Annotated in this window: 19 protein-coding genes; 10 read left to right on the plus strand and 9 right to left on the minus strand. The window is 67.5% G+C overall.

Annotated features, from left to right (window positions below; translation table 11 throughout):
* Positions 1-34: 34 nt before the first annotated feature.
* Positions 35-1,177: an alkaline phosphatase family protein gene (locus G3T36_RS10840; RefSeq protein WP_240148436.1), complete on the minus strand. Its 1,143-nt coding sequence runs from the start codon at positions 1,175-1,177 to the stop codon at positions 35-37.
* An 86-nt stretch (positions 1,178-1,263) separates the two neighbouring features.
* Between G3T36_RS10840 and G3T36_RS10845 the strand changes: the two genes are divergently transcribed.
* From G3T36_RS10845 to G3T36_RS10860, 4 genes are all read left to right on the plus strand, one after another.
* On the plus strand, positions 1,264-3,738 hold the full coding sequence (locus G3T36_RS10845) for a DNA gyrase/topoisomerase IV subunit A (protein WP_163289792.1): 2,475 nt from the start codon (positions 1,264-1,266) through the stop codon (positions 3,736-3,738).
* A gap of 202 nt (positions 3,739-3,940) precedes the next feature.
* On the plus strand, positions 3,941-4,513 hold the full coding sequence (locus G3T36_RS10850) for a hypothetical protein (protein WP_163289793.1): 573 nt from the start codon (positions 3,941-3,943) through the stop codon (positions 4,511-4,513).
* 517 nt (positions 4,514-5,030) lie between these two features.
* Positions 5,031-5,558: a PadR family transcriptional regulator gene (locus G3T36_RS10855; protein WP_163289794.1), complete on the plus strand. Its 528-nt coding sequence runs from the start codon at positions 5,031-5,033 to the stop codon at positions 5,556-5,558.
* A gap of 2 nt (positions 5,559-5,560) precedes the next feature.
* Positions 5,561-6,961 (plus strand): DHA2 family efflux MFS transporter permease subunit, encoded by a 1,401-nt coding sequence (locus G3T36_RS10860; RefSeq protein WP_163289795.1) that lies wholly within the window; start codon positions 5,561-5,563, stop codon positions 6,959-6,961.
* A 4-nt stretch (positions 6,962-6,965) separates the two neighbouring features.
* Here the strand turns inward: G3T36_RS10860 and G3T36_RS10865 are convergent, their stop codons facing one another.
* A complete protein-coding gene (locus G3T36_RS10865; RefSeq protein WP_163289796.1) occupies positions 6,966-9,047 on the minus strand; it encodes a DNA gyrase subunit B in 2,082 nt (693 codons plus the stop codon).
* A 213-nt stretch (positions 9,048-9,260) separates the two neighbouring features.
* On the opposite strand from G3T36_RS10865, the gene G3T36_RS10870 reads away from it, so the two are divergent.
* The 3 genes from G3T36_RS10870 to alr all read left to right on the plus strand — a co-directional run bounded on the left by G3T36_RS10870 (position 9,261) and on the right by alr (position 11,367).
* Positions 9,261-9,497, plus strand: coding sequence for a DUF7455 domain-containing protein (locus tag G3T36_RS10870; protein ID WP_163289797.1), 237 nt, complete (start codon positions 9,261-9,263; stop codon positions 9,495-9,497).
* 107 nt (positions 9,498-9,604) lie between these two features.
* Positions 9,605-10,297 carry an alanine racemase C-terminal domain-containing protein gene (locus G3T36_RS10875; RefSeq protein ID WP_163290300.1) on the plus strand — a complete coding sequence of 231 codons (693 nt, stop codon included), beginning with the start codon at positions 9,605-9,607 and terminating at the stop codon, positions 10,295-10,297.
* A complete protein-coding gene (alr, locus tag G3T36_RS10880) occupies positions 10,294-11,367 on the plus strand; it encodes an alanine racemase (RefSeq protein WP_163289798.1) in 1,074 nt (357 codons plus the stop codon). The genes G3T36_RS10875 and alr overlap by 4 nt, the downstream gene beginning before the upstream one ends.
* Here alr and G3T36_RS10885 read toward each other — a convergent pair.
* From G3T36_RS10885 to G3T36_RS10910, 6 genes are all read right to left on the minus strand, one after another.
* The gene (locus G3T36_RS10885) at positions 11,364-12,119 is read right to left on the minus strand and encodes a type 1 glutamine amidotransferase (RefSeq protein WP_163289799.1); all 756 of its coding nucleotides are present in this window, start codon (positions 12,117-12,119) and stop codon (positions 11,364-11,366) included. The genes alr and G3T36_RS10885 overlap by 4 nt on opposite strands.
* A complete protein-coding gene (locus G3T36_RS10890) occupies positions 12,116-13,387 on the minus strand; it encodes a MurT ligase domain-containing protein (RefSeq protein WP_163289800.1) in 1,272 nt (423 codons plus the stop codon). The genes G3T36_RS10885 and G3T36_RS10890 overlap by 4 nt, the downstream gene beginning before the upstream one ends.
* Positions 13,388-13,395: 8 nt before the next feature.
* Positions 13,396-14,802 (minus strand): RNA polymerase sigma factor, encoded by a 1,407-nt coding sequence (locus G3T36_RS10895; RefSeq protein WP_163289801.1) that lies wholly within the window; start codon positions 14,800-14,802, stop codon positions 13,396-13,398.
* Positions 14,803-15,004: 202 nt separating this feature from the next.
* Positions 15,005-16,342 carry an MFS transporter gene (locus G3T36_RS10900; RefSeq protein WP_163289802.1) on the minus strand — a complete coding sequence of 446 codons (1,338 nt, stop codon included), beginning with the start codon at positions 16,340-16,342 and terminating at the stop codon, positions 15,005-15,007.
* Positions 16,343-16,351: 9 nt separating this feature from the next.
* Entirely contained in the window at positions 16,352-17,038 is a 687-nt protein-coding gene (locus G3T36_RS10905) for a class I SAM-dependent DNA methyltransferase (RefSeq protein WP_163289803.1), read from the minus strand.
* 4 nt (positions 17,039-17,042) lie between these two features.
* Positions 17,043-17,972 (minus strand): proteasome assembly chaperone family protein, encoded by a 930-nt coding sequence (locus tag G3T36_RS10910; protein WP_163289804.1) that lies wholly within the window; start codon positions 17,970-17,972, stop codon positions 17,043-17,045.
* 97 nt (positions 17,973-18,069) lie between these two features.
* Between G3T36_RS10910 and G3T36_RS10915 the strand changes: the two genes are divergently transcribed.
* The 3 genes from G3T36_RS10915 (at position 18,070) to sucB (ending at position 22,652) form a co-directional block, all read left to right on the plus strand.
* Positions 18,070-19,557, plus strand: a complete 1,488-nt coding sequence (locus G3T36_RS10915; RefSeq protein ID WP_163289805.1) for a leucyl aminopeptidase — start codon at positions 18,070-18,072, stop codon at positions 19,555-19,557.
* 105 nt (positions 19,558-19,662) lie between these two features.
* Complete coding sequence (gene lpdA / locus G3T36_RS10920; RefSeq protein WP_163289806.1) at positions 19,663-21,036, plus strand: dihydrolipoyl dehydrogenase; 1,374 nt, start codon at positions 19,663-19,665, stop codon at positions 21,034-21,036.
* Between the two features lie 68 nt (positions 21,037-21,104).
* Positions 21,105-22,652, plus strand: coding sequence for a 2-oxoglutarate dehydrogenase, E2 component, dihydrolipoamide succinyltransferase (gene sucB, locus G3T36_RS10925; RefSeq protein ID WP_163289807.1), 1,548 nt, complete (start codon positions 21,105-21,107; stop codon positions 22,650-22,652).
* Between the two features lie 7 nt (positions 22,653-22,659).
* On the opposite strand, the gene G3T36_RS10930 is transcribed toward sucB, so the two are convergent.
* Positions 22,660-24,153 carry a serine/threonine-protein kinase gene (locus G3T36_RS10930; protein WP_163289808.1) on the minus strand — a complete coding sequence of 498 codons (1,494 nt, stop codon included), beginning with the start codon at positions 24,151-24,153 and terminating at the stop codon, positions 22,660-22,662.
* Positions 24,154-24,175 lie beyond the last annotated feature (22 nt).

Consider the following 24,175-nt stretch of genomic DNA (forward strand, 5'->3'; position numbering starts at 1 on the left):
GGTTCCGGGCTCGCGCCTGATGCCGGCGAACCGGTCAGGCGATCGCGCCCAGGCGGATCAGGGGGACGCGTGTCTCCTCCGGGGTGAGCGACCCGTGCTGCCCGACCATGTTCCGGCCCGACTGCAGAGGGTCACGGGAGTCGTAGTACGCGATACGACGGCGGGCCGCGACGAGGACATCGCCGATGCGCGGAAGCACGACCTCGTCGACCGCATCCCCGAACCATCCTGCTTCGACGGCCTGCTCCCGGGTGGCCACCCAGGAGCGCTCCCCCTCGACGTCCTGCCACGTCGCCGCCAGGCGGTCGGCGGCGGCAGGCGACCGATCGGTGAGGTAGAGCTGGAGGCACCGGGGCTCGCCCCCGACGAACTCGACGCCCGCGACGAGCTTCGGAACGGTGTCGAAGAGCACATGGCTGCTCTGCGGCACGTCGATGACGCCGTGGTCGGCGGTGACGAGGATGCCGTCGTTGCGCCCGAGCGATGCCGAGAGCGTCGCGAGCTGGCCATCCAGCGCCTCCAGTTCGGCCGTCCAGGCCGGCGACTCCCAGCCTGACGCGTGGGCGACCGTATCGAGCTCGCTCACGTACAGGTACGTCAGGCTCGGGCCCGGCCGACGAAGGATGTCCCTGGCGGCGGCGAAACGGTCCGCCACCTGCTTGCCCGGCACGTACTCGGCTCCGCGCAGCACCGCGTGGGTGAAGCCGGAGTCGCGGTAGCGGGGCTGGCCGATCGCATAACTGCGCACCCCGGCCATCGTCGCCCGCTCGAAGACGGTCTCCGACCGTTGCCAGGTCGCAGGATCCAGCCGGTCATCCCAGCCGTTGAGCTGGTTGACCATCCGATCGGATGCGGCATCGAGGACCCGGTAGCCGACCAGCCCGTGCGTGCCCGGCGTCGTCCCCGTGCAGAGCGTAGCGAGTGCGGCAGCCGTCGTCGTGGGAAAACCGGAGTCGATCGTCGACGCTTTCGTGAGGAACGGCGCGAGGAATCGCGCATGTCCCGAGCGCGCCCGGAGCGAGTTCGCGCCCAGCCCGTCGACCACCACCACGATCATCCGCTCGACCCTGCGCAGACCGAGCGGATTCTGCACACCGAGGACCGCATCCATCGAACTTGACAGAACAGCGGCAAGGCTCAGCTGTGTCGTGAAGGCGGCCGGTAGCATGGGGGGCATCCGGCCCAGTTTGTCACAGGCGAGCGGGGCCGGCTGTAGTGAAACGTCCCCTCGGTGCCACCCGGCACGCCTCCCAGATTGCACGCATGAATCCGACTAACGACCCCACAGCAGCTCCGTCGACGGAACGAATCGAAGACGTCGACGTCACCACCGAGATGCAGGGGTCGTTCCTCGAGTACGCGTACTCGGTGATCTACTCGCGCGCGCTTCCGGATGCACGCGACGGGCTCAAGCCTGTGCAGCGGCGCATCCTGTACCAGATGACCGAGATGGGGCTCCGCCCCGATCGCGGGCACGTCAAGTCGGCCCGTGTCACCGGCGAGGTGATGGGAAAGCTCCACCCCCACGGTGACAGCGCGATCTACGATGCGCTCGTGCGCATGGCGCAGGACTTCACGCTGCGCGTCCCGCTGATCGACGGGCACGGCAACTTCGGCTCGCTGGATGACGGGCCGGCTGCCCCGCGCTATACCGAGGCCCGTCTCGCCGCCGCCGCCCTCGCCCTCACCGAGGACCTCGACGAGGACGTCGTCGACTTCGTCCCCAACTACGACAACCAGCTGATGCAGCCCGACGTACTGCCCGCTGCGTTTCCCAACCTCCTGGTCAACGGTGCGAGCGGCATCGCGGTCGGCATGGCGACGAACATGGCTCCGCACAACCTCATCGAGGTGGTCGGGGCCGCGCGCCATCTGCTCGCGAACCCCGACGCATCCCTCGATGAGCTGATGGAGTACGTTCCCGGTCCCGACCTGCCGGCCGGTGGAACCATCGTCGGCCTGGCCGGCGTCCGCGATGCGTACGCGACCGGCCGGGGCAGCTTCAAGACGCGCGCCAAGGTCAGCGTCGAGAGCATCACCGCCCGCAAGAGCGGCCTCGTCGTCACGGAACTCCCCTACCTCGTCGGCCCCGAGAAGGTCATCGAGAAGATCAAGGACGGCGTCAACTCCAAGAAGCTGAGCGGCATCTCCGACGTCACCGACCTCAGCGACCGCACGCGCGGCCTCCGCCTCGTGATCGGCATCAAGACGGGATTCAGTCCGGAGGCCGTGCTCGAACAGCTGTACCGGCACACCCCGCTCGAAGACGGTTTCAGCATCAACAACGTCGCACTCGTCGACGGCGGCCCCCAGACCCTGGGACTGCGCGAGCTGCTCCGTGTCTACCTCGATCACCGCATCAGCGTGGTCACGCGACGGTCGCAATACCGGCTCGCACGCAGGCAGGAGCGACTGCACCTCGTCGAAGGCCTCCTGATCGCCATCGTGGACATCGACGAGGTCATCCAGGTCATCCGCACCAGCGACGACACCGATCAGGCTCGCACACGGCTGATGGACGTGTTCGACCTGAGCACACTGCAGGCCGACTACATCCTCGAACTGCGCTTGCGCAGGCTGACCCGCTTCTCGCGCATCGAACTCGAGACCGAGAAGGAACAGCTGCTCGCCGAGATCGCCGAGCTCGAAGCGCTTCTCGCCAGTCGCGAGCGCATCAGCCAGATGGTCTCGGACGAACTCGAGCAGGTCGCGGCGAAGTTCGGTACCCCGCGGCGTACGTTGCTCACCGAAGCGCGGCCGTCGATCGCCACGACGTCGTCACGCGGCAAGCCCGTCGTGCTCGAGGTGGCGGACACACCGTGCCGGGTCCTCCTGAGCACCACCGGACGCATCGTACGCGTCGACCAGCAGCCGGATGACGACGGCGGACTCGACCGCATCCAGCCGCCTGCTCGGCGCAGCAAGCACGACGCCGTGCTGTCGACCCTCGATACCACGAGTCGTACCGAGATTGGTGCGGTCACCTCGAAGGGTCGCCTGATCAGGTTCTCCCCCGTCGACCTTCCGGCTGTTCCCACCAACTCGATCCAGCTGGCGGCGGGCGTGCGTGTGGGCGACTACCTCGCACTCTCCGACCGCTCGGAGCGTATCCTCGCCCTCGTCTCGCTGACGTCCGACGAGTCGATCGCGCTCGGGACGCGACAGGGCGTCGTCAAGCGCGTGACGGCCGGCGACTGGGCGAACAAGCCCGAGTTCGAGATCATCGCGCTGAAGCCCGGAGACGAAGTGGTCGGCGCCGTCCAGGGAGCCGACTCCGACGAGCTCGTCTTCGTGGCGTCCGATTCGCAGCTGCTGCTCTTTCCCGCGTCGACGGTGCGGCCACAGGGTCGGGCTGCCGGCGGCATGGCCGGGATCAACCTGGCTGCGGATGCGCGGGTCGTGTACTTCTCGTCCATCCCGGCTTCCGAGCGCGATGCCGCCGTCGTCGTGACGGTCACGACCAGCGTTGAGACGTTGCCGGGCGCCGACCCCGGAAGCGCCAAGGTAAGCGACTACGCCGAATTCCCGGCGAAGGGACGCGCTACTGGCGGCGTCCGATCGCACCGCTTCCTCAAGGGCGAGAGCGAACTCGCGCTGGCGTGGGTCGGTCGCGGGCCGGCTCTCGCCGTGGCACCGGATGGCGTGGCACGCACACTGCCCGCCGGCGGTTCGCGCCGCGACGGGTCCGGCACCCCACTCGACGCGGTCGTCGGCAGCGTGGGGCGGCAGCTCGGCTGACTCCTGACCGATCAGTGAGGGCTCCGCAGATCAGCACCCAGGATGACACTGATCCGACTCACGCCTGATTCTTCTCGGCCCGGTGTGGGAAAGAGTTGAGCATGGAAACTCTCACTTTCGCCAATCTTCCGGTACAGCAGCTCGAATTGACATCGTGGATTCGGGCGTGCCAGTCGGCCAGCGCTCAGAACGAGGAGGGAACATGACAACCTTTGCCTCCCTCGTCGTCGCCCTCACGGGCGGCTTATCCCTCACCGCGGCTCTCGTGGCCGCCGGCCTTCTCCGCGAGCTCGTCATCCAACCCATCGGACGTATTGCACACAGCGGCGCGCGGAGGGCCGTGGCCACGTTCGCCGGATTCGCTCTCGTGGCCCTGCTTGCGTGGATCTTCCTGGCGCCGGGCATACTGCTCAGAGCTGAAGCCGAAGCCAATGCCATGCTCGTCCTACCCTGGATCGCAGCGATCCCCCTCCTGACCATCGGGATGTTCCTCGCCCAGGGAATCGGCAGGGTCGCAATCGTTGCTGTGCTCGTCATCGTCAGCGGAGGATTCGCAGCAGCCGTGGGCTCCGTGTTCGAGCAAGCGGAGAACGTTCCTCACTCGGTCACTCCGACCATCGCCTTCGTCATCGTGATCTCCGCTGTCGCCGCCACCATCTGGTGGGCCAACATCGACCCTTCGAGGTCGAACTACGCTCGGCGCCCGCAAGCGTTCTCACTCGCCGCGCCCGGCCACCAGACCCCGTCGTCGCGAAGCCGCCTCTTCAATCACTGAACACCGCGCGGCTGTCAGGCCATGGTGCTCTCACCCCGCAAGCTGTGACCTATGGGAATTGCTACATCAGCACGTCTTTCGGTCGGATGGGGCGATGCGGCCACGGGCGGCGCACCCGTGACCGGCACTGTTGTCGCCTGGTTGCCTAGTCCCGCCGACCGAGACGAAAGACTCGATTTGCCTGTAATCGAATTGGACGAACCAGTCACGACCGAAGGACTGTTAGCCGGGACGGACGATACCTACAAGACCGCTACTGGACGATATCTGAGTCTGAGAACCCGATACCTCGGGCAGAACTGGACATCGAAGGAAGGAACCGTGCACGTCACCCTCTACACCGCGGACCCGCGTGTCGCTGATGGCCCGAGATTCTGGGTAGCAGACCACGGCTACTACCGGACAATCAGCTCAGGGGAACGGATCGGCAAGCGGCTTGCTTCGTTTCTGAGAGGGAGTCACTGAGAACCAACATGGGTCTTGACAGTCCAGTGTTACCTAGGTCACACTGGACGGTATGTCCTCGATCGACATCCTCATCTTGCGGCACCTGCGTCGGCAGCCTGCGCACGGGTACGAGCTGCGCAAGCGCGTTGAGGAGACGACCGGAGTGGTGCTTCACAACAACTCGCTCTACCCCGCACTCAAACGGTTCGAAGAGGCCGGCGCCGTCGTCAAGCGCTCTGAGGAGCAGGAAGGCCGGCCGGCCCGGCACGTCTACTCGATCACGCCAGTTGGCCTCGAACTCCTTCACGACATGCTGGCCGAACTGCCGCCGGAATCAGCTGGCGACGATCTCGAGTTCCTGACCAGGCTCGGGCAGTTCTCGCTGCTCGAACCGGCCGAACGGCTCACCATCCTGGATGCGCGGGATGCGGCACTCGAGACTCGCATCCATCACCTGACCGCGCTGCTCGACCGTGGCAGGCGCGACCTCTGGAGCCGTGACGTGACCACCGAGCTGATCCGCCGGTGCGAGGCAGAGCGAACCTGGCTGGCTGGGCTACGGGACGCGGCGGCCACGGCTCCGCTGTCGGAGGATTGACCATGACGGCGTCGGAGGCACCTGCCGCTCCACGTACCCGGCTGGGGGCGCTCGTGCAGTTCGCGCTCCTCGCAGGGCCCCTGCTGTCGATGCTCGACTCCAGCATCGTCAACGTCGCCGTCTCGCCGATCGCAGCAGAGCTCGACGCGCCCATCGCGACGGTGCAGTGGGCCGTCAGCGGCTACCTCCTCGCGCTCGGGATCGGACTCGCTGCGACGTCGTACCTGGCACGTCGCTTCGGAACTCTGCCGGTGTACCTCACGAGCGTCGCCGCCTTCACCGCAGCTTCGCTGCTCTGCGCTCTCGCTCCTACTGCTGAGCTGCTTGTCGCCGCACGCGTGCTCCAGGGACTCGCCGGGGCGCCGATGGTTCCGCTCGCGATGAGCATGCTGCTGGGAAGCGGCGGCGGCGCCCGCTCGATGTCGCCGGTGGCGGGAATCATGCTCTTTCTCGGGCCTGCCCTCGGCCCGAGCCTCGGAGGCGTGCTCATCGGGGTGTGGGGGTGGCGCGCGATCTTCCTCATCAACATCCCGATCGGTGTCGCCGCGGCGATCAGCACCAGGCGCATCCCCCGTTCACTCGCTCCGTCGCGGCAGCCCGGCACCCGCTTCGATATCGTCGGCTGGCTCCTGCTCGCAGCGGGACTCGCGACTCTCCTGTTCGGCGCTGGCAACAGTGAGACGGGTGGCTGGAACACCCCCGAGACCTGGCTTTCGGTGATCGCGGGGTTCGCGCTTCTAGGAGGCTACGCGGCCTGGGCGTGGCGGTCCGCGCATCCGATCGTCGACCTGACCCTCGTGACCCGGCTCCCTGCAGTGCTCTCCCTCGTGCTGTGTGCGTTCGCGTCCGTGGTCACGTACGCCGCCATCTTCCTGTTGCCTGTGTTCATGCAGACCGCGCAGGGATACTCGGCCCTGGCTGCGGGCGCGGCGCTGCTCCCCCAGGGCGTGCTCACCGGCCTCAGCCTTGCGTTCGGGCCGAAGCTGCTCACGCGCCTCAGCGTGCGCATGACCGTCGCGCTCGGTTTCGCCCTGCTGACCGCCGCAAGCGTGGCACTGCTCGCGATCGACCTTGCCACGCCGCTCTGGGTGACCTCGCTCGTGCTGGCGTGCCGAGCAGCATCGATCGGTCTGGTCATTTCGCCACTGCTCGCGGTGATGCTGCGGGGTGTCGACGATGCCCGGCTCGCCGACGCCAACACGCTCTTCAGTATCTGGCAGCGCATCGCCGGGTCGATCGGCATCGCGGTGATCGTCACGCTCTTCACGCAGAGCGCGATCACGTCAGGACCGGTGGCCGCCCTGCACGACGCCGCGACCGCCCTGATCGCGCTATCCGGAATCGCACTCGTCGGCGCACTCTTCCTGCCCCGCGGCCGCTACCAGGCTCTCGCCGCCGCCTGACGCCTCAGACGTCGATGCGCGACCGCGACAGGTCGCCGGAACCGGCGATGATGAAGTCCTTGCGGGGCGCGACGTCGTTGCCCATCAACAGTTCGAAGACGCGAGCCGCCTGCTCGGCATCGGGCACCCGGACACGCCGGAGCGTGCGGTGCGTACGGTCCATCGTCGTGGTCGCGAGCTGGTCCGCATCCATCTCCCCCAGTCCCTTGTAGCGCTGGATGGGCTCCTGGTATCGCTTGTTGGACCGCTTCAGTCCCGCGAGCACGCCCTGCAGCTCGGCCTCGGAGTAGGTGTAGATCGTCTCGTTGGGCTTCGTGCCGGGGTTCATGACCACCACCCGGTGGAGTGGAGGCACGGCCGCGAACACGCGACCTTCTTCGATCATGGGCCGCATATAGCGGAAGAACAGCGTGAGCAGGAGGGTCCGGATGTGCGCACCGTCGACATCCGCGTCGCTCATGATGATGATCTTGCCGTAGCGGGCCGAGGCGAGGTCGAAGCTGCGACCGGAGCCCGCACCGATCACCTGGATGATGGATGCGCACTCGGCGTTCGACAGCATGTCGGAGACCGACGCCTTCTGCACGTTGAGGATCTTGCCGCGGATCGGCAGCAGCGCCTGATACTCGCTGTCACGGGCGCGGCGGGCGGTGCCGAGTGCGGAATCGCCCTCGACGATGAACAACTCGCTGTTGGCGACATCGCTGGAGCGGCAGTCCACGAGCTTTGCGGGGAGAGATGAGGTCTCCAGCGCATTCTTGCGCCGCTGCGTCTCCTTGTGGGCGCGCGCCGAGATCCGCGACTTCATCTCGGCGACGACCTTGTCGAGCAGCAGTGCGGACTGCGCCTTGTCGTCGCGCTTGCTCGACGTGAAGCGGTCCGTCATGGCCTTGGTCACGACCTGGGCGACGATCGCGCGCACGGCGGGCGTGCCGAGCACTTCCTTGGTCTGGCCTTCGAACTGCGGCTCAGGCAACCGGACCGTCAGCACGGCGGTGAGGCCTGCGAGCACGTCGTCCTTCTCGAGCTTGTCGTTGCCGACCTTGAGACGACGTGCGTTCTGTTCCACCTGCTGGCGCAGGAACTTGAGCATCCCCTGGTCGAAACCGAGCTGGTGGCTGCCGCCTTTCGGCGTCGCAATGATGTTGACGAAGCTCTTCATCACAGTGTCGTAGCCGGTGCCCCAGCGCAGCGCGATGTCGACCTGGCAGTCGCGGCGCAGCTCGGTCGGCATCATCGCGCCCGAGTCCGACAACACCGGCACCGTCTCGGTGAAATGTCCCTCGCCGGTGAGGCGCCACGTGTCGGTGAGCGCGCTGTCCGGTGCGAGGTAGTCGACGAACTCGGAGATGCCGCCCTGGTAGCTGAAGGTGGTGTCGACGGGCTCCTCGGCACGGTTGTCCGCGATCGTCAGGGTGAGCCCGGGCACGAGGAAAGCCGTCTGGCGGGCACGGCCCAGGAGGTCGTCGCCCTGGAACTCAGCCCCGCGTGTGAAGATCTGCCGATCCGCCCAGTAGCGGATGCGCGTACCGGTGACGCCTTTCGCCACCTTTCCGACCACCCGCAGCTCGCTGCCCTTCTCGAAGGGCTTGAACGGAGCATCCGGAGTCGCCGGTCCATGATCGGCGAACACCCCCGGCTCACCGCGGTGGAACGACATCGCCCAGGTCTTGCCGTCGCGGTCGACTTCGACGTCGAGACGCTCCGAGAGCGCGTTGACGACGGATGCTCCGACTCCGTGCAGACCGCCGGAGGCGGCATACGACCCTGAGCCGAACTTGCCGCCGGCGTGAAGCTTGGTGAAGACGACCTCGACGCCGCTGAGGCCGGTCTTCGGCTCGATGTCCACCGGGATTCCTCGCGCGGAGTCGCGCACCTCGACGCTGTCGTCGGGGTGAAGGATGACCTGGATGTGGCTGCCGTGACCGGCCAGCGCCTCATCGACGGAGTTGTCGATGATCTCCCAGAGACAGTGCATGAGCCCACGGGAATCGGTGGACCCGATGTACATCCCGGGGCGCTTCCGCACCGCTTCCAGTCCCTCCAGGACGGAGAGATGCCTGGCTGAATAGTCTGAGCTCGACACGAACGCTCCTTGCACACGTTGAGGCGCCCGTGCTGCTGAACGCCTTGCCACCGTCAAGCGTACTGACCGCGGCGGGCACGATACGCCACCGACACCCTCCCGAACGGGGTCTACGCGTTGAGCGAAATACCCGGCGTTAGCATCGTTTCTCACAGGTGAACGTGGTTCTATAGTCCTACCGAGTTGAACGGTTCGGATTGAGAGGAGCATCACATGTCGACGATCACCACGGAGAACGGTGCGGTTGACGAGCTCGCCGGCGGGCCGCAACTCACGGCCGCTGACCGCTGCGACAGCTGCGGCGCCCAGGCGTACATTCGTGTCGTCGTGAACAACGGCGAACTCCTCTTCTGCGCTCACCACGGCAAGAAGCACCAGGAGAAGCTGTCCGAGATCGCGCACAGCTGGCACGATGAGACCGCTCGCCTGTTCGAGGAGCAGCGCGCTTAGTCTCACTGCTTCCACGCGGAACGCGGTAGCTGACCGCGCGTTGGCTGGACTACGCGGTAGCTGACCGCGCGTTAGCTGGACTACGCGAAGGGGTTCGATCGGTGACGATGGGTGTGCGCAGGCAGGCATTCGTCGACCTTTCGGCCCTGACGGGGAACTTCGCGCGCAGCGCACCATCGCCCGACCGGGTTCTCATCGACGTGCGAGCCGATGCCTACGGGCACGGCCTCGTCGCAGTAGCGCTTGCGCTGGCCGAGGCCGGCGGGGCCGGCTTCCTCGTCTCCAGGACCACCGACGTCGCAGCCCTCGCCGACGTGGGGATCAGCACAGCGGTCATCCATCCGGCCGGCCCGCTCGCATCCACCCTCGTCGGGCCCGGCCTGTACGGCTTCGACGGGTCGCCCGCGCGGACCACCCTCCGGCTCGTCGGCGAAGTCATCGCTGTCAAGAACGTGCCCGCGGACCGCGGCGTCTCCTACGGCTACACGTACCGCACCACGAAGCCGACGACGCTGGCGCTCGTGGCGCTCGGGTTCGCAGACGGCATCCCGCGTGTCGCATCCAACCGGGCTCCGGTGAAAGTCGGAGACTTCACCGGCCGGGTGACCGGGCGCATTGCGATGGACCAGTTCGTCGTCGATCTCGACGGCAACACCGCCACGGTCGGCGACCAGGCCGTTCTCTTCGGGGACCCTGAGGTCGGCGAACCCACACTCTCGCACTGGGCCGATGCGACAGGTCTCGCGCCGGACGTCATCGTCAGCGGGCTCGGCAGCCGGATAGAGCGGATCTACTCATGACGACCCCCTCAGACAGTCCGTCGCTCCCCCGCGCCATCATCGACCTGGCCGCACTCCGCCACAACGTCGCCCGTCTTGTGCAGCTCGCCGCCCCGGCCGAGGTGATGCTCGCCGTCAAGGCGAACGCGTACGGGCACGGTCTGCTTCCTGTCGCCCGGGCAGGACTCGAAGCGGGAGCGACCTCGCTGGCGGTCCTCGAGATCCCAGCCGGCCTCCTGCTGCGCGACGCCGGGATCACGGTTCCGCTTCTCGCCTGGCTGCACGGCCCGCAGACCGACTTCCAGGCCGGCATCGAAGCCGACATCGAGCTCGGCATCTCCGCACTCTGGCAACTCGACGCGATCGAGAGCGCAGCCGCCAACCGCCCTGCCGTCATCCATCTCAAGGTCGACACGGGGCTCAGCCGCAACGGCGCGAGCCTTGAGGACTGGCCCGCGCTCGTCGACGCCGCGCTCGCACTGCAGGAGGCCGGAGTCGTGCGGATCCGTGCAGCGTGGTCGCACCTGGCCGACGCATCCATCGCCGACGACGAGGCCGCGCTGGCCGAGTTCGAACGGGCCGTCGCTGTCGCACGCGAGCGCGGCGCGGAGTTCGAAATCCTTCACCTTGCTGCCAGCTCTGCGGGCATCCGGATGCCGGAGGCGCGCTTCGACCTGGTGCGCTTCGGCATTGCGGCCTACGGGATCTCCCCATTCGACGACACGTCCGGGGCCGAGCTCGGGCTCGTCCCCGTGATGCGGCTCGAAGCTCCGGTCACCGAAGTCCACCTCGACGGAACCACGCGGACGCGCCTCGCGATCGGATTCGGCGACGGCGTACCGACGCTCGGGGTGGCGAAGGCATCTGTCTTCCTGAACGGCGCGCGGAGGCCCATCGTCGACATCGGAGTCGACACGACAGTGATCGACAGCGGCAACGACCGCGTCCGGGTCGGCGACACGGCTGTCGTGTTCGGCCCAGGACTCGACGGCGAGCCCACAGCCGAGAAGTGGGCGGATTGGGCTGAGACGATCGGCGACGAGATGGTCACCGGCGTGATGCCACGCGTTCAGCGCGTCTACGTGGGCTAACGGGAGAGCCGCGCGCCCGTCCGCTCCGCGATCGCCCGCCGTGCATTCGCCGCGAAACCGTCGGCGCTGCTGAGCTCACGGGAGACCGGCTGAGGCAGTTGTTCGCCACGCCGCCCCAACGCCGCGCTGAGCATCCGGTCGGCGAGAACCGGATTCATCGGAAGGACCGGGCCGTGCAGGTGCGTGCCGAGCGATTCCCCGACTCGAACGCCCTCGAGGCGAGCACCCGACGCATCCGGACCGTTCCCGAAACCTTCGCGGACAGCGCCGAGCGCCTCGGCACGGTCATCGAGCACGGTCTTCGCCGAATGATTCTCGAAACCGGCCAGAATCCCGTCAGAGGATTCGACGACGATCTCGCCCACACGCCGGGCGGTGCCGAGCGTGGCTCGCGACGGAAACACCCCGGCACCTGCGAGCGTCTCGCCGTCGGCCGTGACCAGTTGGTGTCCGAGCAGTTGCCAGCCGCCGGCGATCGCGAGGATCGGGACACCGGACGACGCGAGCTCACGCAGCGCGGGCGCGATACGGAGCAGATCCGCATGGACGATCCGCTGCGACGAGAGCGGACCGCTGCCGACATGGACGATGTCCACCGCGGAGACGAGCTCATCGCCGACCTCGTGCTGAATGACGGCCGCCTCGAGACCGCGCCACTCTGACCGCTTCACGAGCGTTGTCACGTTTCCGGCGTCACCGTTGATGCCCAGTTCCCGCGGATACAGGTGCAGGATGCGGAGCGGCGCCGTCATGCCGTTCCCTCCAGCTCGAGGAAGCCGAGCTGTTTGCGGATGAGCATCATCTGTTCGTAGTTGACGATCATGGTCTTGGTCCCCCGGGACGGCCGGGGCAGGTCGAGGAAGGCTTTGAGAGCCGGGCGAAGCTCCGGAAGCACCGATGTCACGGGGATTCCGGCGTAGGCGAAGCGGGTCGCGAACTGCCAGGCCTTGGTACCCGAGACGACGTCGACGTGGGTGATCGACGAGAGGTCGATGTCATACACCCAGGAGGGATCCGGCGTGCCCTCATCAACGGCGACGAACACCTGCTCCGGTGGTTCTTCGAGGTAGTCGAGATTCAGCTGGAGGCTCGGCGGGTTCTTCATCATGATGATCTCGACGTCCTCGTCGCCGACGCGCAGCGTCTCGCCGCGTCCGTAAACCGTGCGGAGTGACAGCATCGCGCGTGCTGTCGCGTCGGCCGAGAACCTGTCGCCGAGGACGCGGACCGCCGTCGCTGTCGCCCCGGCCGCGTCGACCGCGTAATGGAGTCCGCGCGCGGGCAGGGCGATCTCGATCGGCGAGCCGTCGACGTCCAGCCTCGCGGTGCGCGCGGCGAGCCCGCCGACGATCACGCGCGGCGCGGGGAGCGCGCTTTCGTCACCGGGCGCGAAGTCTTCGACATTCGCCAGCCCGTTGGGTGAAGCCTCGATGAGGGATGGCGCGACGCCGAACACGGTCACGTCGCGTCCCTGCGCGGCCAGGTCGGCGCCGACCCCGCGAAGGCTGTCGTCGTCGGCGTTCACCACGACGAACTCGGATGCGGTGTCGGCGATGGAGCGGAGCATCCCCACGACCCGGGTGGGCTCGAAGAACCGGTTGAGCTGGTCGATCTGCACGTTCAGCAGAAGGGCGCCGCGGGGCTTCAGGACAGTAGCCAGGTTCACACCGTACGCCTCGTCGACCTCGATCACGGCCACATCACCCCGGACGTAGCCGTCGAGCGGCACGGTGGCCAGCAGAGCCGACGCGATCCCCTGGGGAAGGTTTCCGCCCGACGGGTTCGTGACGACTTCGAGACCGTGCTCGCGCAGGATCCCGGTGAGCATGTTCGTGGTCGTCGACTTGCCGTTCGACCCGCTCACGAACAGGACTCCGAGCGGGAGTCTGCTCATCGAGCGTTCGAGGAACCGAGGCGCGATCGCGAGCGTTACCCGGCCGGGGACGGCAGAGCCGCCCCCACGGAGCCGCAGCACCCAGCGAGCGAGACGACCGGCGAGGACCGCCAGCCTGTACCGCACCCGGTTGCCTACTCGAGGTAGTCGCGGAGCGACTGCGATCGTGACGGGTGGCGCAGCTTCGCCATCGTCTTCGACTCGATCTGGCGAATGCGCTCGCGCGTCACGCCGAACGTGTCGCCGATCTGGTCGAGCGTCTTCGGCATCCCATCGCCCAGCCCGAAGCGCATCCGGATCACGCCGGCCTCGCGCTCGGACAGGGAGTCGAGGAGGCTCTCGAGCTGCTTCTGGAGCATCGTGAACCCGACGGCGTCCGCCGGGACCACGGCCTCGGTGTCCTCGATGAGGTCGCCGAACTCGCTGTCGCCGTCCTCGCCGAGCGGGGTGTGAAGCGAGATCGGCTCGCGACCGTACTTCTGCACCTCGATGACCTTCTCGGGAGTCATGTCGAGTTCGCGGCTCAGCTCTTCAGGCGTGGGCTCGCGACCGAGGTCCTGGAGCATCTGGCGCTGAACACGTGCGAGCTTGTTGATGACCTCGACCATGTGGACGGGGATGCGGATGGTGCGGGCCTGGTCGGCCATCGCGCGCGTGATCGCCTGGCGGATCCACCAGGTGGCATACGTGGAGAACTTGAACCCCTTCGTGTAGTCGAACTTCTCGACCGCACGGATGAGGCCCAGGTTGCCCTCCTGGATCAGGTCCAGGAACTGCATGCCACGGCCGGTGTAACGCTTGGCCAGCGAGACCACGAGACGGAGGTTCGCGCCGAGCAGGTGGCTCTTCGCACGCTGCCCGTCACGGGCGACCCACTTGAGCTCGCGCTCGAGCTCCTTGGGGAGGTTCGGGGTGTTCGCCAGCTTGTCCTCGGCGAACAGACCGGCCTCGATGCGCATCGCGAGCTCGACCTCTTCGGCCGCGTTCAGAAGCGCGACCTTTCCGATCTGCTTCAGGTAGTCCTTGACCGGGTCGGCCGTCGCACCCGTGATCGCCGCAGAGTAGACGGGAATGTCGTCGTCCTCGTCGACGGCGCGCAGCACGAGCGCACCGGTCGGAAGCGGCTCCTCGGGGGTCGCCGGCTTCTCATCGTCGTCGTCACCGGAGTCGGCGTCGGCATCGACCTCGACCTCTTCGGTCTCCACCTTGACGTCGACGACGTCGACGACCTCTTCGACCTCGACCTCTTCGGTCTCATCGATCTCGACGACGGCGTCATCGAGGTCGACGTCTACATCAACATCATCGGCAGCCTTTGCGCTCGTGCCCTTCTTCGGCTTCGCCTCGGAGACCGGTGTGGTCTTCGCGGCGGGCTTGGCCGCCGCCTTCGCTGCGCCGCTGCGCGCAGGGGTCGTCTTGGTTCCGCTCTTGGCGGTCGCCGCCTTGCTCGTCGTGGCCGGCTTGAGAGCCGGCTTCACCGCCGCTGCGGTTGCCTGTGCGGGCACCTCCGCGTCGACGGTCTTTGCTGGTCGGGTTGCCATCTGAACACCTTTCATACCAAGCGGAGACGGGTTCGCACTCGTGTGCCACGGCCTGGCTCAGGTTGCATGCGGACATTACTAAGACCCATGTCAAGTCCTGAGTCTCTTCGCGACGATCCGCAGATACGTCGCACCCAGGATATGAACGGGTCCGATCATCAATTATTGCACGCTTTGGGTGAGCCCCCTGCCACGGCCCCTATCAGGCTGCCTCGCGCCTGCGCCGTCTCCACGCTTCGTTGAGTGCAACCCACAAGGGGGCCACTTCTATTCCCTCTTCCTGGGACAGCCGGCGACGCGTGCGCCTCCTCGCCCGGACCAGGAAGACGACGCCGATGCCGACGATCACGTACTGGATGGCGAACGCCCAGCGGAACGAATCCAGTGCGTACAGATCGGAAGGCTGGCCGGCAGCGACGTGCAGATTGTTCTCGACGTCCAGCGCCACACCGATCAGGAACATCATCACGAAGCTCGCGAGGAACCCGCCGACATTGACGATGCCGTTGGCCGACCCGAGGCTGTGCAGCGGGTTCGAGGTGCGCGCGAAGTCGAACCCGATCAGGGAGCCCGGCCCGCCGATCCCGATCACGACGAGGAGGACGATGAGCAGCCAGTCGGGAGGGGTCCCCGGCCAGAGCAGCACCGTCGCCCAGGCGAGCCCCATCATGGCGACGATCGCCAGGACCAGGTTGCTGCGCCGCAACGGGAAGCGAGCGGTGAGAAGCCCGAGGATGGGGCCCGAGATCAGGCCGGCGACCACCATGACGATGAGGAGGCCCGCCGCCACGCTCGGGTCGATTCCCAGCCCGTAGACCATGAAAGGGAAGCCCCACATGAGGCTGAACACGGTTCCGGAGGACTGTGTGACGAAGTGCGACCAGAACCCGAGCTGCGTCCCCGGCCTCTGGAGGCTGGCACGAAGCAGGCGCAGCGATTCCCCCCAGGTGGCCGGTCGCGGGCCCTCGGACGACCCCGCAGGGCGATCACTGATCACGGCCACGATGCCGACGAGGGCGACGACCGACAACGACGCCGCGCTCAGGAACGCCGTCGTCCAACCGGACTGGTGCAGGATCAGGGCGAACGGGACGGCGGAGAGCACCTGCCCGAGCTGACCGATGTTTCCGACCCACTGGGAGAGCTGCGGAACCAGCCTGCCGGTGAACCAGGAGTTGGTGAGACGGATGAGCGACGTGAAGATGGTGGCATCGCCCGCGCCGACCAGGATGCGGCCCAGAACGGCGATCCCGATCGTGGGAGCCAGCGCGACGGTGACCTGCCCGGCGATCATGAGCGCCGTGCCCACGGTCATCAGCCAGCGCGACCCGACCCTGTCGATGAGCACACCGACAGGGATCTGCATCGCGGCGTAGACGATCAGCTGCACAACGGCCAGCGTCGACAGGACGGACGCTGTGCTGTGGAACCGTTCGGTCGCCGCAACGCCTGCGACCCCGATCGTCGTCCGCTGCATGACGGCGACCAGGTAGCCGAACACTCCGACCGCGAAGATCAGCCAGGATCGTCGCGAATTCACTCTACGAGGCTAGTACGCCGACGCGACCGGCTCGTCCGCAGGCTTCCGCGCGACCAGGAACGCCTGGGGCACCTTCTCCCACGAATCCGGCTGCCGGACCAGGCGCGCATCCACCTGCAGGCCTGCATCCTCGAGGAGCAACGCCACCGCGTCGGGCGACAGCCGCCAGGCGTCCAGCGAGATGGAGTGGCCGTACCCGGCGTCCATGTGACGATGCTCGTCGCCGACCTGGAAGGCGAGGAGGAGACGGCCTCCGGGCGCGAGGACCCGCTCGAACTCCGCGAACACGACCGGAAGCTGCTCCGGCGGCGAATGGATGATCGAATACCACGCGACGGCTCCGGCAAGCGAGGCGTCCGGGATCGCGAGGTCGGTCATCGTGCCCACGTCGAACCGAAACGCGGGGTGGGCTGCCCGAGCGACGTCGATCATCCCGGGCGACAGGTCGATGCCGAAGGCGTCGAGGCCGAGGTCGTGCAGGTGTGCCGTGATTCGCCCCGGCCCGCATCCGAGATCCGCGACAGGCCCGGGGCCGTCTGCGCTCACCAGTTCGGCGAAGGTCGCGAGCATGCCGCGATCCCACGGTTTCACCGTCAGCTCGTCGCGCAGCAGTTCTGCGTAGTCGACCGCGACCGTGTCGTAGGCCGTGCGGATGCTCGCGAGGCGTGCATCCTCGATGAAGGGCCGCTCGACCATGCCGCTAGCGCGACTGACCGTTCTCGTCGTCGCCGTGGCGACGGAAGGCGAGGAAGTTCTCGAGCTCCTGGGCGATCTCGTCCGCCGACGGGAGCTCGCCGTCCTCGTCGGTCAAGGGGGAACGCAACTGGGTGTCCTGCATATAACTGTCGTGCCGCTCCTCGAGGGCACCGACCAGCCGGCCGAGCTCCGGATTCGACGCGACCTGCTCGTCGATGTTGGCCACGAAGTCGCGGTCCTCCTGGCGCAGGCGGTCTGTCGGGAAGATGAGCCCGGTGGCGGCACTGATCGACTCGAGGGCGGTGATCGCGGCGGCGGGGTACTCGGTGTCGGCCAGATAGTGCGGGATCAGCAGGATGAAGCCCGCGATCGGGTAGGCGAGCTGCTGGAGCCGGTACTCGACCAGGTGCAGCGCATTCGCCGGAACCTGCGTGTGAGGCTTCCAGATCGACATCGCGTCGATGAGGTCGCCCCTGTTGCCGCTCACGGTCACGCCGATCGGCCGGGTGTGCGGTACGGGCATCGGGATGGAGTGCACCCAGGTGACCGCCTTGACCTTCAGGGTGTCGATCAGTCCGAGAACCGCGGTTGTGAACCGTTCCCACTGGAAGTCCGGTTCGAAACCGGTGAGCAGGAGGAAGGGCTGGCGCAGTTCGTCGTACGCGAGGTAGAGCTTGAGGGTGGCCGGCTCGTAGTCGGTCAGGTGGTCCTGGTCGAAGTAGATCGTCGGGCGGCGTGCGCGGTAGTCGAGCAGGATGTCGGCGTCGAAGGTCGCAACGACCTCGTGGTCGAGGGTTCCGAGAAGATAGGTGCCGAGCTGGGTGACGCCCGCTCCCGCATCTGCGAATCCGGTCAGGCCGGCGACCAGGTTCAACCCCTCCGGGACCTCGCGGAGGTCCGGATTGAGTTCGTAGAGTTCGCGCGCATCCCGCATGAATTAACTCTAAAGGGCGGTCGCTGCGCCATTGCAGGGAACCGCGGGAGAGTGCGCACGCCGAGAGCGAACACCAGCGAACGACTACATTCGAACCATGACTGTGCCTTCCCTCGCGTTCTCCGCATCCCTTCCCTCCGGTCGCGACATCGATGCGGTGGTGATCGGCGCCACCGTCACGAACGGCTCCATCGCACTGCACGCCGCCCCCGGTTTCGAGTCGATCGGCGCGCAGCTCGTCGCCATCGGTTTCGGCGGCGGGCGCGACGAACTGGCACGTATCCCGCGCGGCATTGGCGAGGCTCCCGTCGCGGTGATCGGGTTGCCGGCCGAGCGGAATGCCGACACGCTGCGATATGCGGCCGGATCGGCCATCCGCCAGCTCGCCGGGTTCGACCGCGTGGCTGTGGCCATCCCGTTCGCGGGTGACGAGGAGGCCGGGGCGATTCTCGAGGGCGCGGCCCTCGGCGCCTACGCCTTCACTGCCTACCGGGTGGCGTCGGCCGCTACGGTCAAGCAGCCGGTCGCCTCGATCACCGTCGTGGGTGACGCTACGGATGCGGATGGGCTGATCGCGCATGCGACAGCGGTCGCCGAGGCCGTGACCCTGGTCAAGGACCTGGTCAACACTCCCCCGTCGGACCTCTACCCGGCATCCTTGGCCGCGGCGGCGACCGATCGCGGCGCAGAGCTGCCCGTCGTGGTGACCGTGTGGGATGAGGCCATGCTCGAGGCGGACGGATTCGGAGGCATCCTGGGCGTCGGCCAGGGCTCGGCACGGGGCCCGCGCCTGGTGAAAGTGGCCTACTCGCCGGCCGGAGCAGGGAAGCATCTCGCGCTCGTCGGAAAAGGCATCACCTTCGACACCGGCGGACTCTCGCTCAAGCCGCCGACGGGAATGGTCGGCATGAAATACGACATGACCGGAGCGGCGACCGTTCTCGCCGTCACCCTCGCTGCAGCCAGGCTCGGACTTCCGGTCCGGGTGACCGCGTGGCTGTGCATCGCCGAGAACATGCCGTCCGGTACGGCGATCCGCCCGAATGACGTGCTCCGGATGCGCGGAGGCAAGACCGTCGAGGTTCTGAACACGGATGCGGAAGGTCGCCTCGTCATGGCCGACGGTCTCGTTGCGGCGAGCGAAGAGCAGCCGGACGCGATCGTGGACGTCGCGACGCTCACGGGTGCGGCGCTGGTCGCGCTGGGAACCCGCTATGCCGCCGTCATGGGTGACGACCACCTCGTCTCGCGGGTCGTCGACGCGGCGGGTGCGACCGGGGAACTGGTCTGGCCGATGCCGCTCCCCGGCGAGCTGCGGGCGACCATCAATTCGGAGGTCGCCGATATCGCGAATGCGAACCCGGGCAACACGGCCGGCGGGATGCTGCTGGCCGGGGTATTCCTCCAGGAGTTCGTGGGCACCACCGGCGAAGGGGACGACGCAACCCGTATTCCGTGGGCGCACCTCGACATCGCGGGTCCCGCGAAGGGGCCGACGTCGCCGTTCGGGTTCACCGGCAAGGGCCCGTCCGCCGTCAGCGTACGCGCGCTGCTCCGGCTGGCCGAGGACTTTTCGGGACAGTAGTAAGGTCGTAGAGGCAAGAAAATCTTGCCTTTCAACGCCTGCCCTCGAGTTACCTCTCCCGGGCAGGGTCGTGTCACGAATCCTGATGCGCGAGGGAGTAGCTGGGTGTCTGAGCAGAACTTTGACATTGTGGTGCTCGGCGGTGGGAGCGGAGGCTACGCGGCAGCATTGCGCGCGGCCGAGCTCGGTTTCACCGTTGGCATGATCGAGAAGGACAAGGTCGGCGGCACCTGTCTTCACCGGGGTTGCATCCCCACGAAGGCACTGCTGCACGCGGCCGAGGTCGCGGACTATTCGCGTGAGTCGTCGAAATTCGGCATCAACACCACGTTCGAGGGCATCGACATCGCCGGTGTGACCACATATCGCGAGGGCATCGTCGCCAAGAAGTACAAGGGACTCCAGGGCCTCGTCAAGGCTCGCGGCATCACGGTCATCGAAGGCACGGGCCGCCTGACCTCCCCCACGACCGTCCAGGTCGGCGACGACACGATCGTCGGCAAGAACGTCATCCTGGCGACGGGGTCGTACTCGCGTTCGCTTCCCGGTCTCGAGATCGGTGGCCGCGTCATCACGAGCGAGCAGGCACTCGAGCTCGACTTCGTGCCGAAGAAGGTCGCCGTGCTCGGTGGCGGTGTCATCGGCGTCGAGTTCGCCAGCGTGTGGAAGTCGTTCGGGGCCGACGTGACCATCGTCGAGGCGCTCCCGCACCTCGTCCCGAATGAGGACGAGGCGATCAGCAAGTCGCTCGAGCGGGCCTTCCGCCGTCGCGGCATCGACTTCCGTCTCGGCGTGCGCTTCCAGGGCGTGACCCAGAACGACGACGGTGTCGTCGTCACGCTCGAGAACGGCGACACGGTCGACGCCGAGCTCCTGCTCGTCGCGGTCGGTCGCGGCCCGGTGACGGCCAATCTCGGGTATGAAGAGGTCGGCGTCACAATGGACCGCGGTTTCGTCATCACCAACGAGCGCCTCGCGACCAACATCCCGGGCGTCTACGCCGTCGGCGACATCGTCCCCGGTCTCCAGCTCGCACATCGCGGCTTCCAGCAGGGCATCTTCGTCGCGGAGGAGATCGCGGGCCTGAATCCTGTCGTCATCCCCGACGTGAACATCCCCAAGGTCACGTACTGCGACCCCGAGGTCGCCTCGGTCGGTCTGAGCGAAGCGCGCGCGGTCGAGCAGTACGGGGCGGACAACGTCTCCAGCTACGACTACAGCCTGGCCGGCAACGGCAAGAGCGAGATCATCGGAACCTCGGGCTCGGTCAAGGTCGTTCGCGTGAACGACGGGCCCGTCGTCGGCGTGCACATGATCGGGGCCCGTGTCGGCGAGCTCATCGGCGAAGCACAGCTCGCCGTGAACTGGGAGGCCTACCCCGAGGACATCGCTCCGCTGGTTCACGCGCACCCCACGCAGAGCGAAGCTCTCGGCGAGGCGTTCATGTACCTCGCGGGAAAGCCGCTCCACACCCTGTAATCCCGCGCCTGGCGCACGGACCTGCAATAAGCTACTGAACGAAAAATGGTTTTGAAGGAGACAACGTCATGAGCGAATCCGTCAGCCTCCCGGCACTCGGTGAGAGTGTCACGGAAGGCACGGTCACCCGCTGGTTGAAGAACGTAGGGGACCGTGTCGAGGTCGACGAGCCCCTGCTCGAGGTATCGACCGACAAGGTCGACACCGAGATCCCCTCCCCCGTGGCAGGTGTGATCGAGGCGATCCTCGTGCAGGAGGACGAGACCGTCGAGGTCGGCACTCCGCTCGTAACGATCGGCGACGGATCCGGTTCGGGTGAGGCTCCTGCCGCTCCCGCAGCCGAGGCCGCCCCGGCTGAGGCCGCGCCCGCCGAGGCTGCTCCTGCAGAGGCTGCTCCCGCAGAGTCTGCTCCCGCGCCGGCTGGGGCTCCTGCCGAACCTGCGCCCGCTCCGGTCGCCGAAGCGCCCGCAGCCCCGGCCGAGCCTGTCGCCGCACCCGCACCCGCACCCGTGGCCGAGGCGCCTGCCGCTCCGGCCGAGCCCGTCGCCGCACCGGCACCGGTCGCCGAAGCGCCCGCCGCGCCCGCGCCCGTCGCAGCTGCTGCTCCGGTCGCCGAGACGCCCGCAGCCCCGGCTGCGCCTGTCGCCACGCCGGCGCCCGTCGCCGCTCCCGCTGCACCGGCTCCCGCCGCAGCCCCCAGCGGCGCCCACGCCGGCTCCGGATACGTCACGCCGATCGTTCGCAAGCTCGCGAACCAGCAGGGTGTCGATCTCTCGAGCGTCACCGGTACCGGTGTCGGCGGTCGGATCCGCAAGCAGGACATTCTTGAGGCCGGTGCCGCTCCCGCTGCCGCTGCTGTCTCCGAGGCGCCTGCGGCTGCAGCTGCACCTGAGGTGTCGCCGCTCCGCGGCACCACCCAGCCGATGTCGCGGCTGCGCAAGGTGGTTGCTGAACGCGCTGTGCTCTCGATGCAGTCGTCGGCGCAGCTCACCACGGTGGTCGAGGTCGATGTGACCAAGGTCGCAGCCCTCCGCGACCGCGTGAAGGGCGACTTCCAGGCGAAGACGGGCGTCAAGCTCTCGTTCCTTCCGTTCTTCGCTCTTGCCGCGGCCGAAGCGCTGAAGACCTACCCCGTGATCAACGCCACCATCGACGGCGATTCGATCGTCTACCCCGACCACGAGAACATGTCGATCGCGGTCGACACCGAGCGTGGCCTCCTCACCCCGGTCGTCCGCAACGCAGGTGACCTCGATATCGCCGGTCTTGCGCGCGAGATCGCGGACCTGGCCGAGCGCACGCGCGAGAACCGTCTCAAGCCCGACGAACTCGCCGGTGGAACCTTCACGCTGACGAACACGGGTTCGCGTGGCGCATTGTTCGATACGCCGGTCGTCTTCCTCCCGCAGGTGGCGATCCTCGGTACGGGCATCGTGTCGAAGAAGCCTGTCGTCGTGAGCGCCGACGGAACCGACTCGATCGCGATCCGCTCGACCGTGTACCTGGCGCTGTCGTACGATCACCGCATCGTCGATGGTGCCGACGCAGCACGCTTCCTCGTGGCGGTGAAGAACCGGCTCGAAGGCGGCGCGTTCGAAGCGAACCTCGGAATCTGATCCGGAACTAGTTCTCGAAGAGCTCACGGAGCCTCCAGCCGGCCTCACCCCTGACGATCAGGAGCGAGGCCGGCTTCGTCTGTGCCGATGTTCCATCCGTACGTGTGGACGCAGCGCTCGGGGTGAGCGCAAGGAGGGCCGCGTCTCCCATCCGCTCGATCAGCGAGACCTCGTGGGCCCGATAGTCGCGACGGGCAGCCGAGGCAGCATGGTCGCCGAGCCGCAGATCGGCCCGATCGCTGCCTTCCATCGCTGAACCGGGCTGCAGCACTGCGTCAAGACAATGCTCGTCAGCAGGATTGCTTGCAAAGCATTCGAAGCGCGCGCGAAGAAGCCGCGCAGCCGCGTCGACAGGATCGACGGGCTGCGCCTCGCTCACAGCGGCTGGTGAGGCCCCAGGGGTCGGAGTGGGAGACGGGTTGGTCGGCGCAACGGAGGACGGCGCCAGTGCCTCGTGACGGGCTCCTGAGGGTGCGTCCGTCGCCGCAGTGGCGGCGCGCCCCCGATCGCCTGACGGGGGCGCCACCAGCGCGACCACGACGGCTCCGGTGACCAGAATGCAGCCGGCCGAGTAGATCAGCAGCTTTCGCTTCTGGCGCGCGAGCCTCAGCAAACCGGCTAGGCGATCACCGCCGAACCGTGCCCGGAACATCATTGTCGCCTCCCCTGGGCGCCGGACCGCATCGGTGGGCGCACCCCTTCCCGCCGCGGAGATCAGCGGCGCGGACAGTGGAACCAGCAGCACCGGTTCGGGGCGACCGACCCTGAAGATGCGGGTTTCGAGCTGGAGCCACGCGGCGGGATCCATCGACTCAGCCAGCCCGGGTCTCGTCAGGGCCATCAGCTCCGCCACAGCGGGCTCGATTGCGGCGTCACCCACGGCGCTCGCCACAAGGCCGACGATCTCCCGGAACCCGGCATCGTCAGCGCTCTCCGCCGGCGCCGCTCCTCCCATGGGACTGGGCGCGACGGCGACCGCATGCGAGAGCCCGACGAGCACCGGCCGTCCGTCCGCCGCGAACATGACCTTGGACGACGAAAGCGATCCGTGCCGGTATCCAGCGGCATGCAGCACGGCGAGTGCACGCACCAGCGACACCACGATCGTGACCGCTTCCCCGATCCGGAGGAATTCCCGTCGAGCGAGAAGCTCGCCGAGCGTCCCACCGGGAAGGTGTTCGAGAAGCAGCGTGCCCGTTCCCGCGTCGGGTGTTCCGAGCAGAGCGACCACATGCGGCGACCGCACGGAAGCGAGCACCCGGTCTTCTCGAACGCGCCGATCGGAGACCGCCTCGAATCGTGGAACCTTCATGGCTGCACGCGACGCATCCAGTGAACGGAGCGGGTCGGCGTCGCGCGGGACGACGAGGCACACCCGCGAGGTACCGCCATCGCCGAGCTCGCGGAGGACCCGGAGCCCCACCGAGGCCGCTGCGGCATCGACCCGGAGCTCCAGCCGCGCCTCGCTGGCCTGTGCTGTCCGTTCGCGCCGTCTCGTCATGGATCGAGTCCACCCCAGCGGA

The sequence above is a fragment of the Leifsonia tongyongensis genome (genome assembly GCF_010686705.1).
Lineage (GTDB): Bacteria > Actinomycetota > Actinomycetes > Actinomycetales > Microbacteriaceae > Diaminobutyricibacter > Diaminobutyricibacter tongyongensis.

Bases quoted from the DNA above. Each gene is read 5' to 3' on its own strand.
- G3T36_RS10840 (WP_240148436.1), bottom strand. From the start codon at position 1,177: ATGCCCCCCATGCTACCGGCCGCCTTCACGACACAGCTGAGCCTTGCC.
- G3T36_RS10845 (WP_163289792.1), top strand. From the start codon at position 1,264: ATGAATCCGACTAACGACCCCACAGCAGCTCCGTCGACGGAACGAATC.
- G3T36_RS10850 (WP_163289793.1), top strand. From the start codon at position 3,941: ATGACAACCTTTGCCTCCCTCGTCGTCGCCCTCACGGGCGGCTTATCC.
- G3T36_RS10855 (WP_163289794.1), top strand. From the start codon at position 5,031: ATGTCCTCGATCGACATCCTCATCTTGCGGCACCTGCGTCGGCAGCCT.
- G3T36_RS10860 (WP_163289795.1), top strand. From the start codon at position 5,561: ATGACGGCGTCGGAGGCACCTGCCGCTCCACGTACCCGGCTGGGGGCG.
- G3T36_RS10870 (WP_163289797.1), top strand. From the start codon at position 9,261: ATGTCGACGATCACCACGGAGAACGGTGCGGTTGACGAGCTCGCCGGC.
- G3T36_RS10875 (WP_163290300.1), top strand. From the start codon at position 9,605: ATGGGTGTGCGCAGGCAGGCATTCGTCGACCTTTCGGCCCTGACGGGG.
- alr (WP_163289798.1), top strand. From the start codon at position 10,294: ATGACGACCCCCTCAGACAGTCCGTCGCTCCCCCGCGCCATCATCGAC.
- G3T36_RS10885 (WP_163289799.1), bottom strand. From the start codon at position 12,119: ATGACGGCGCCGCTCCGCATCCTGCACCTGTATCCGCGGGAACTGGGC.
- G3T36_RS10895 (WP_163289801.1), bottom strand. From the start codon at position 14,802: ATGGCAACCCGACCAGCAAAGACCGTCGACGCGGAGGTGCCCGCACAG.
- G3T36_RS10905 (WP_163289803.1), bottom strand. From the start codon at position 17,038: ATGGTCGAGCGGCCCTTCATCGAGGATGCACGCCTCGCGAGCATCCGC.
- G3T36_RS10910 (WP_163289804.1), bottom strand. From the start codon at position 17,972: ATGCGGGATGCGCGCGAACTCTACGAACTCAATCCGGACCTCCGCGAG.
- G3T36_RS10915 (WP_163289805.1), top strand. From the start codon at position 18,070: ATGACTGTGCCTTCCCTCGCGTTCTCCGCATCCCTTCCCTCCGGTCGC.
- sucB (WP_163289807.1), top strand. From the start codon at position 21,105: ATGAGCGAATCCGTCAGCCTCCCGGCACTCGGTGAGAGTGTCACGGAA.
- G3T36_RS10930 (WP_163289808.1), bottom strand. From the start codon at position 24,153: ATGACGAGACGGCGCGAACGGACAGCACAGGCCAGCGAGGCGCGGCTG.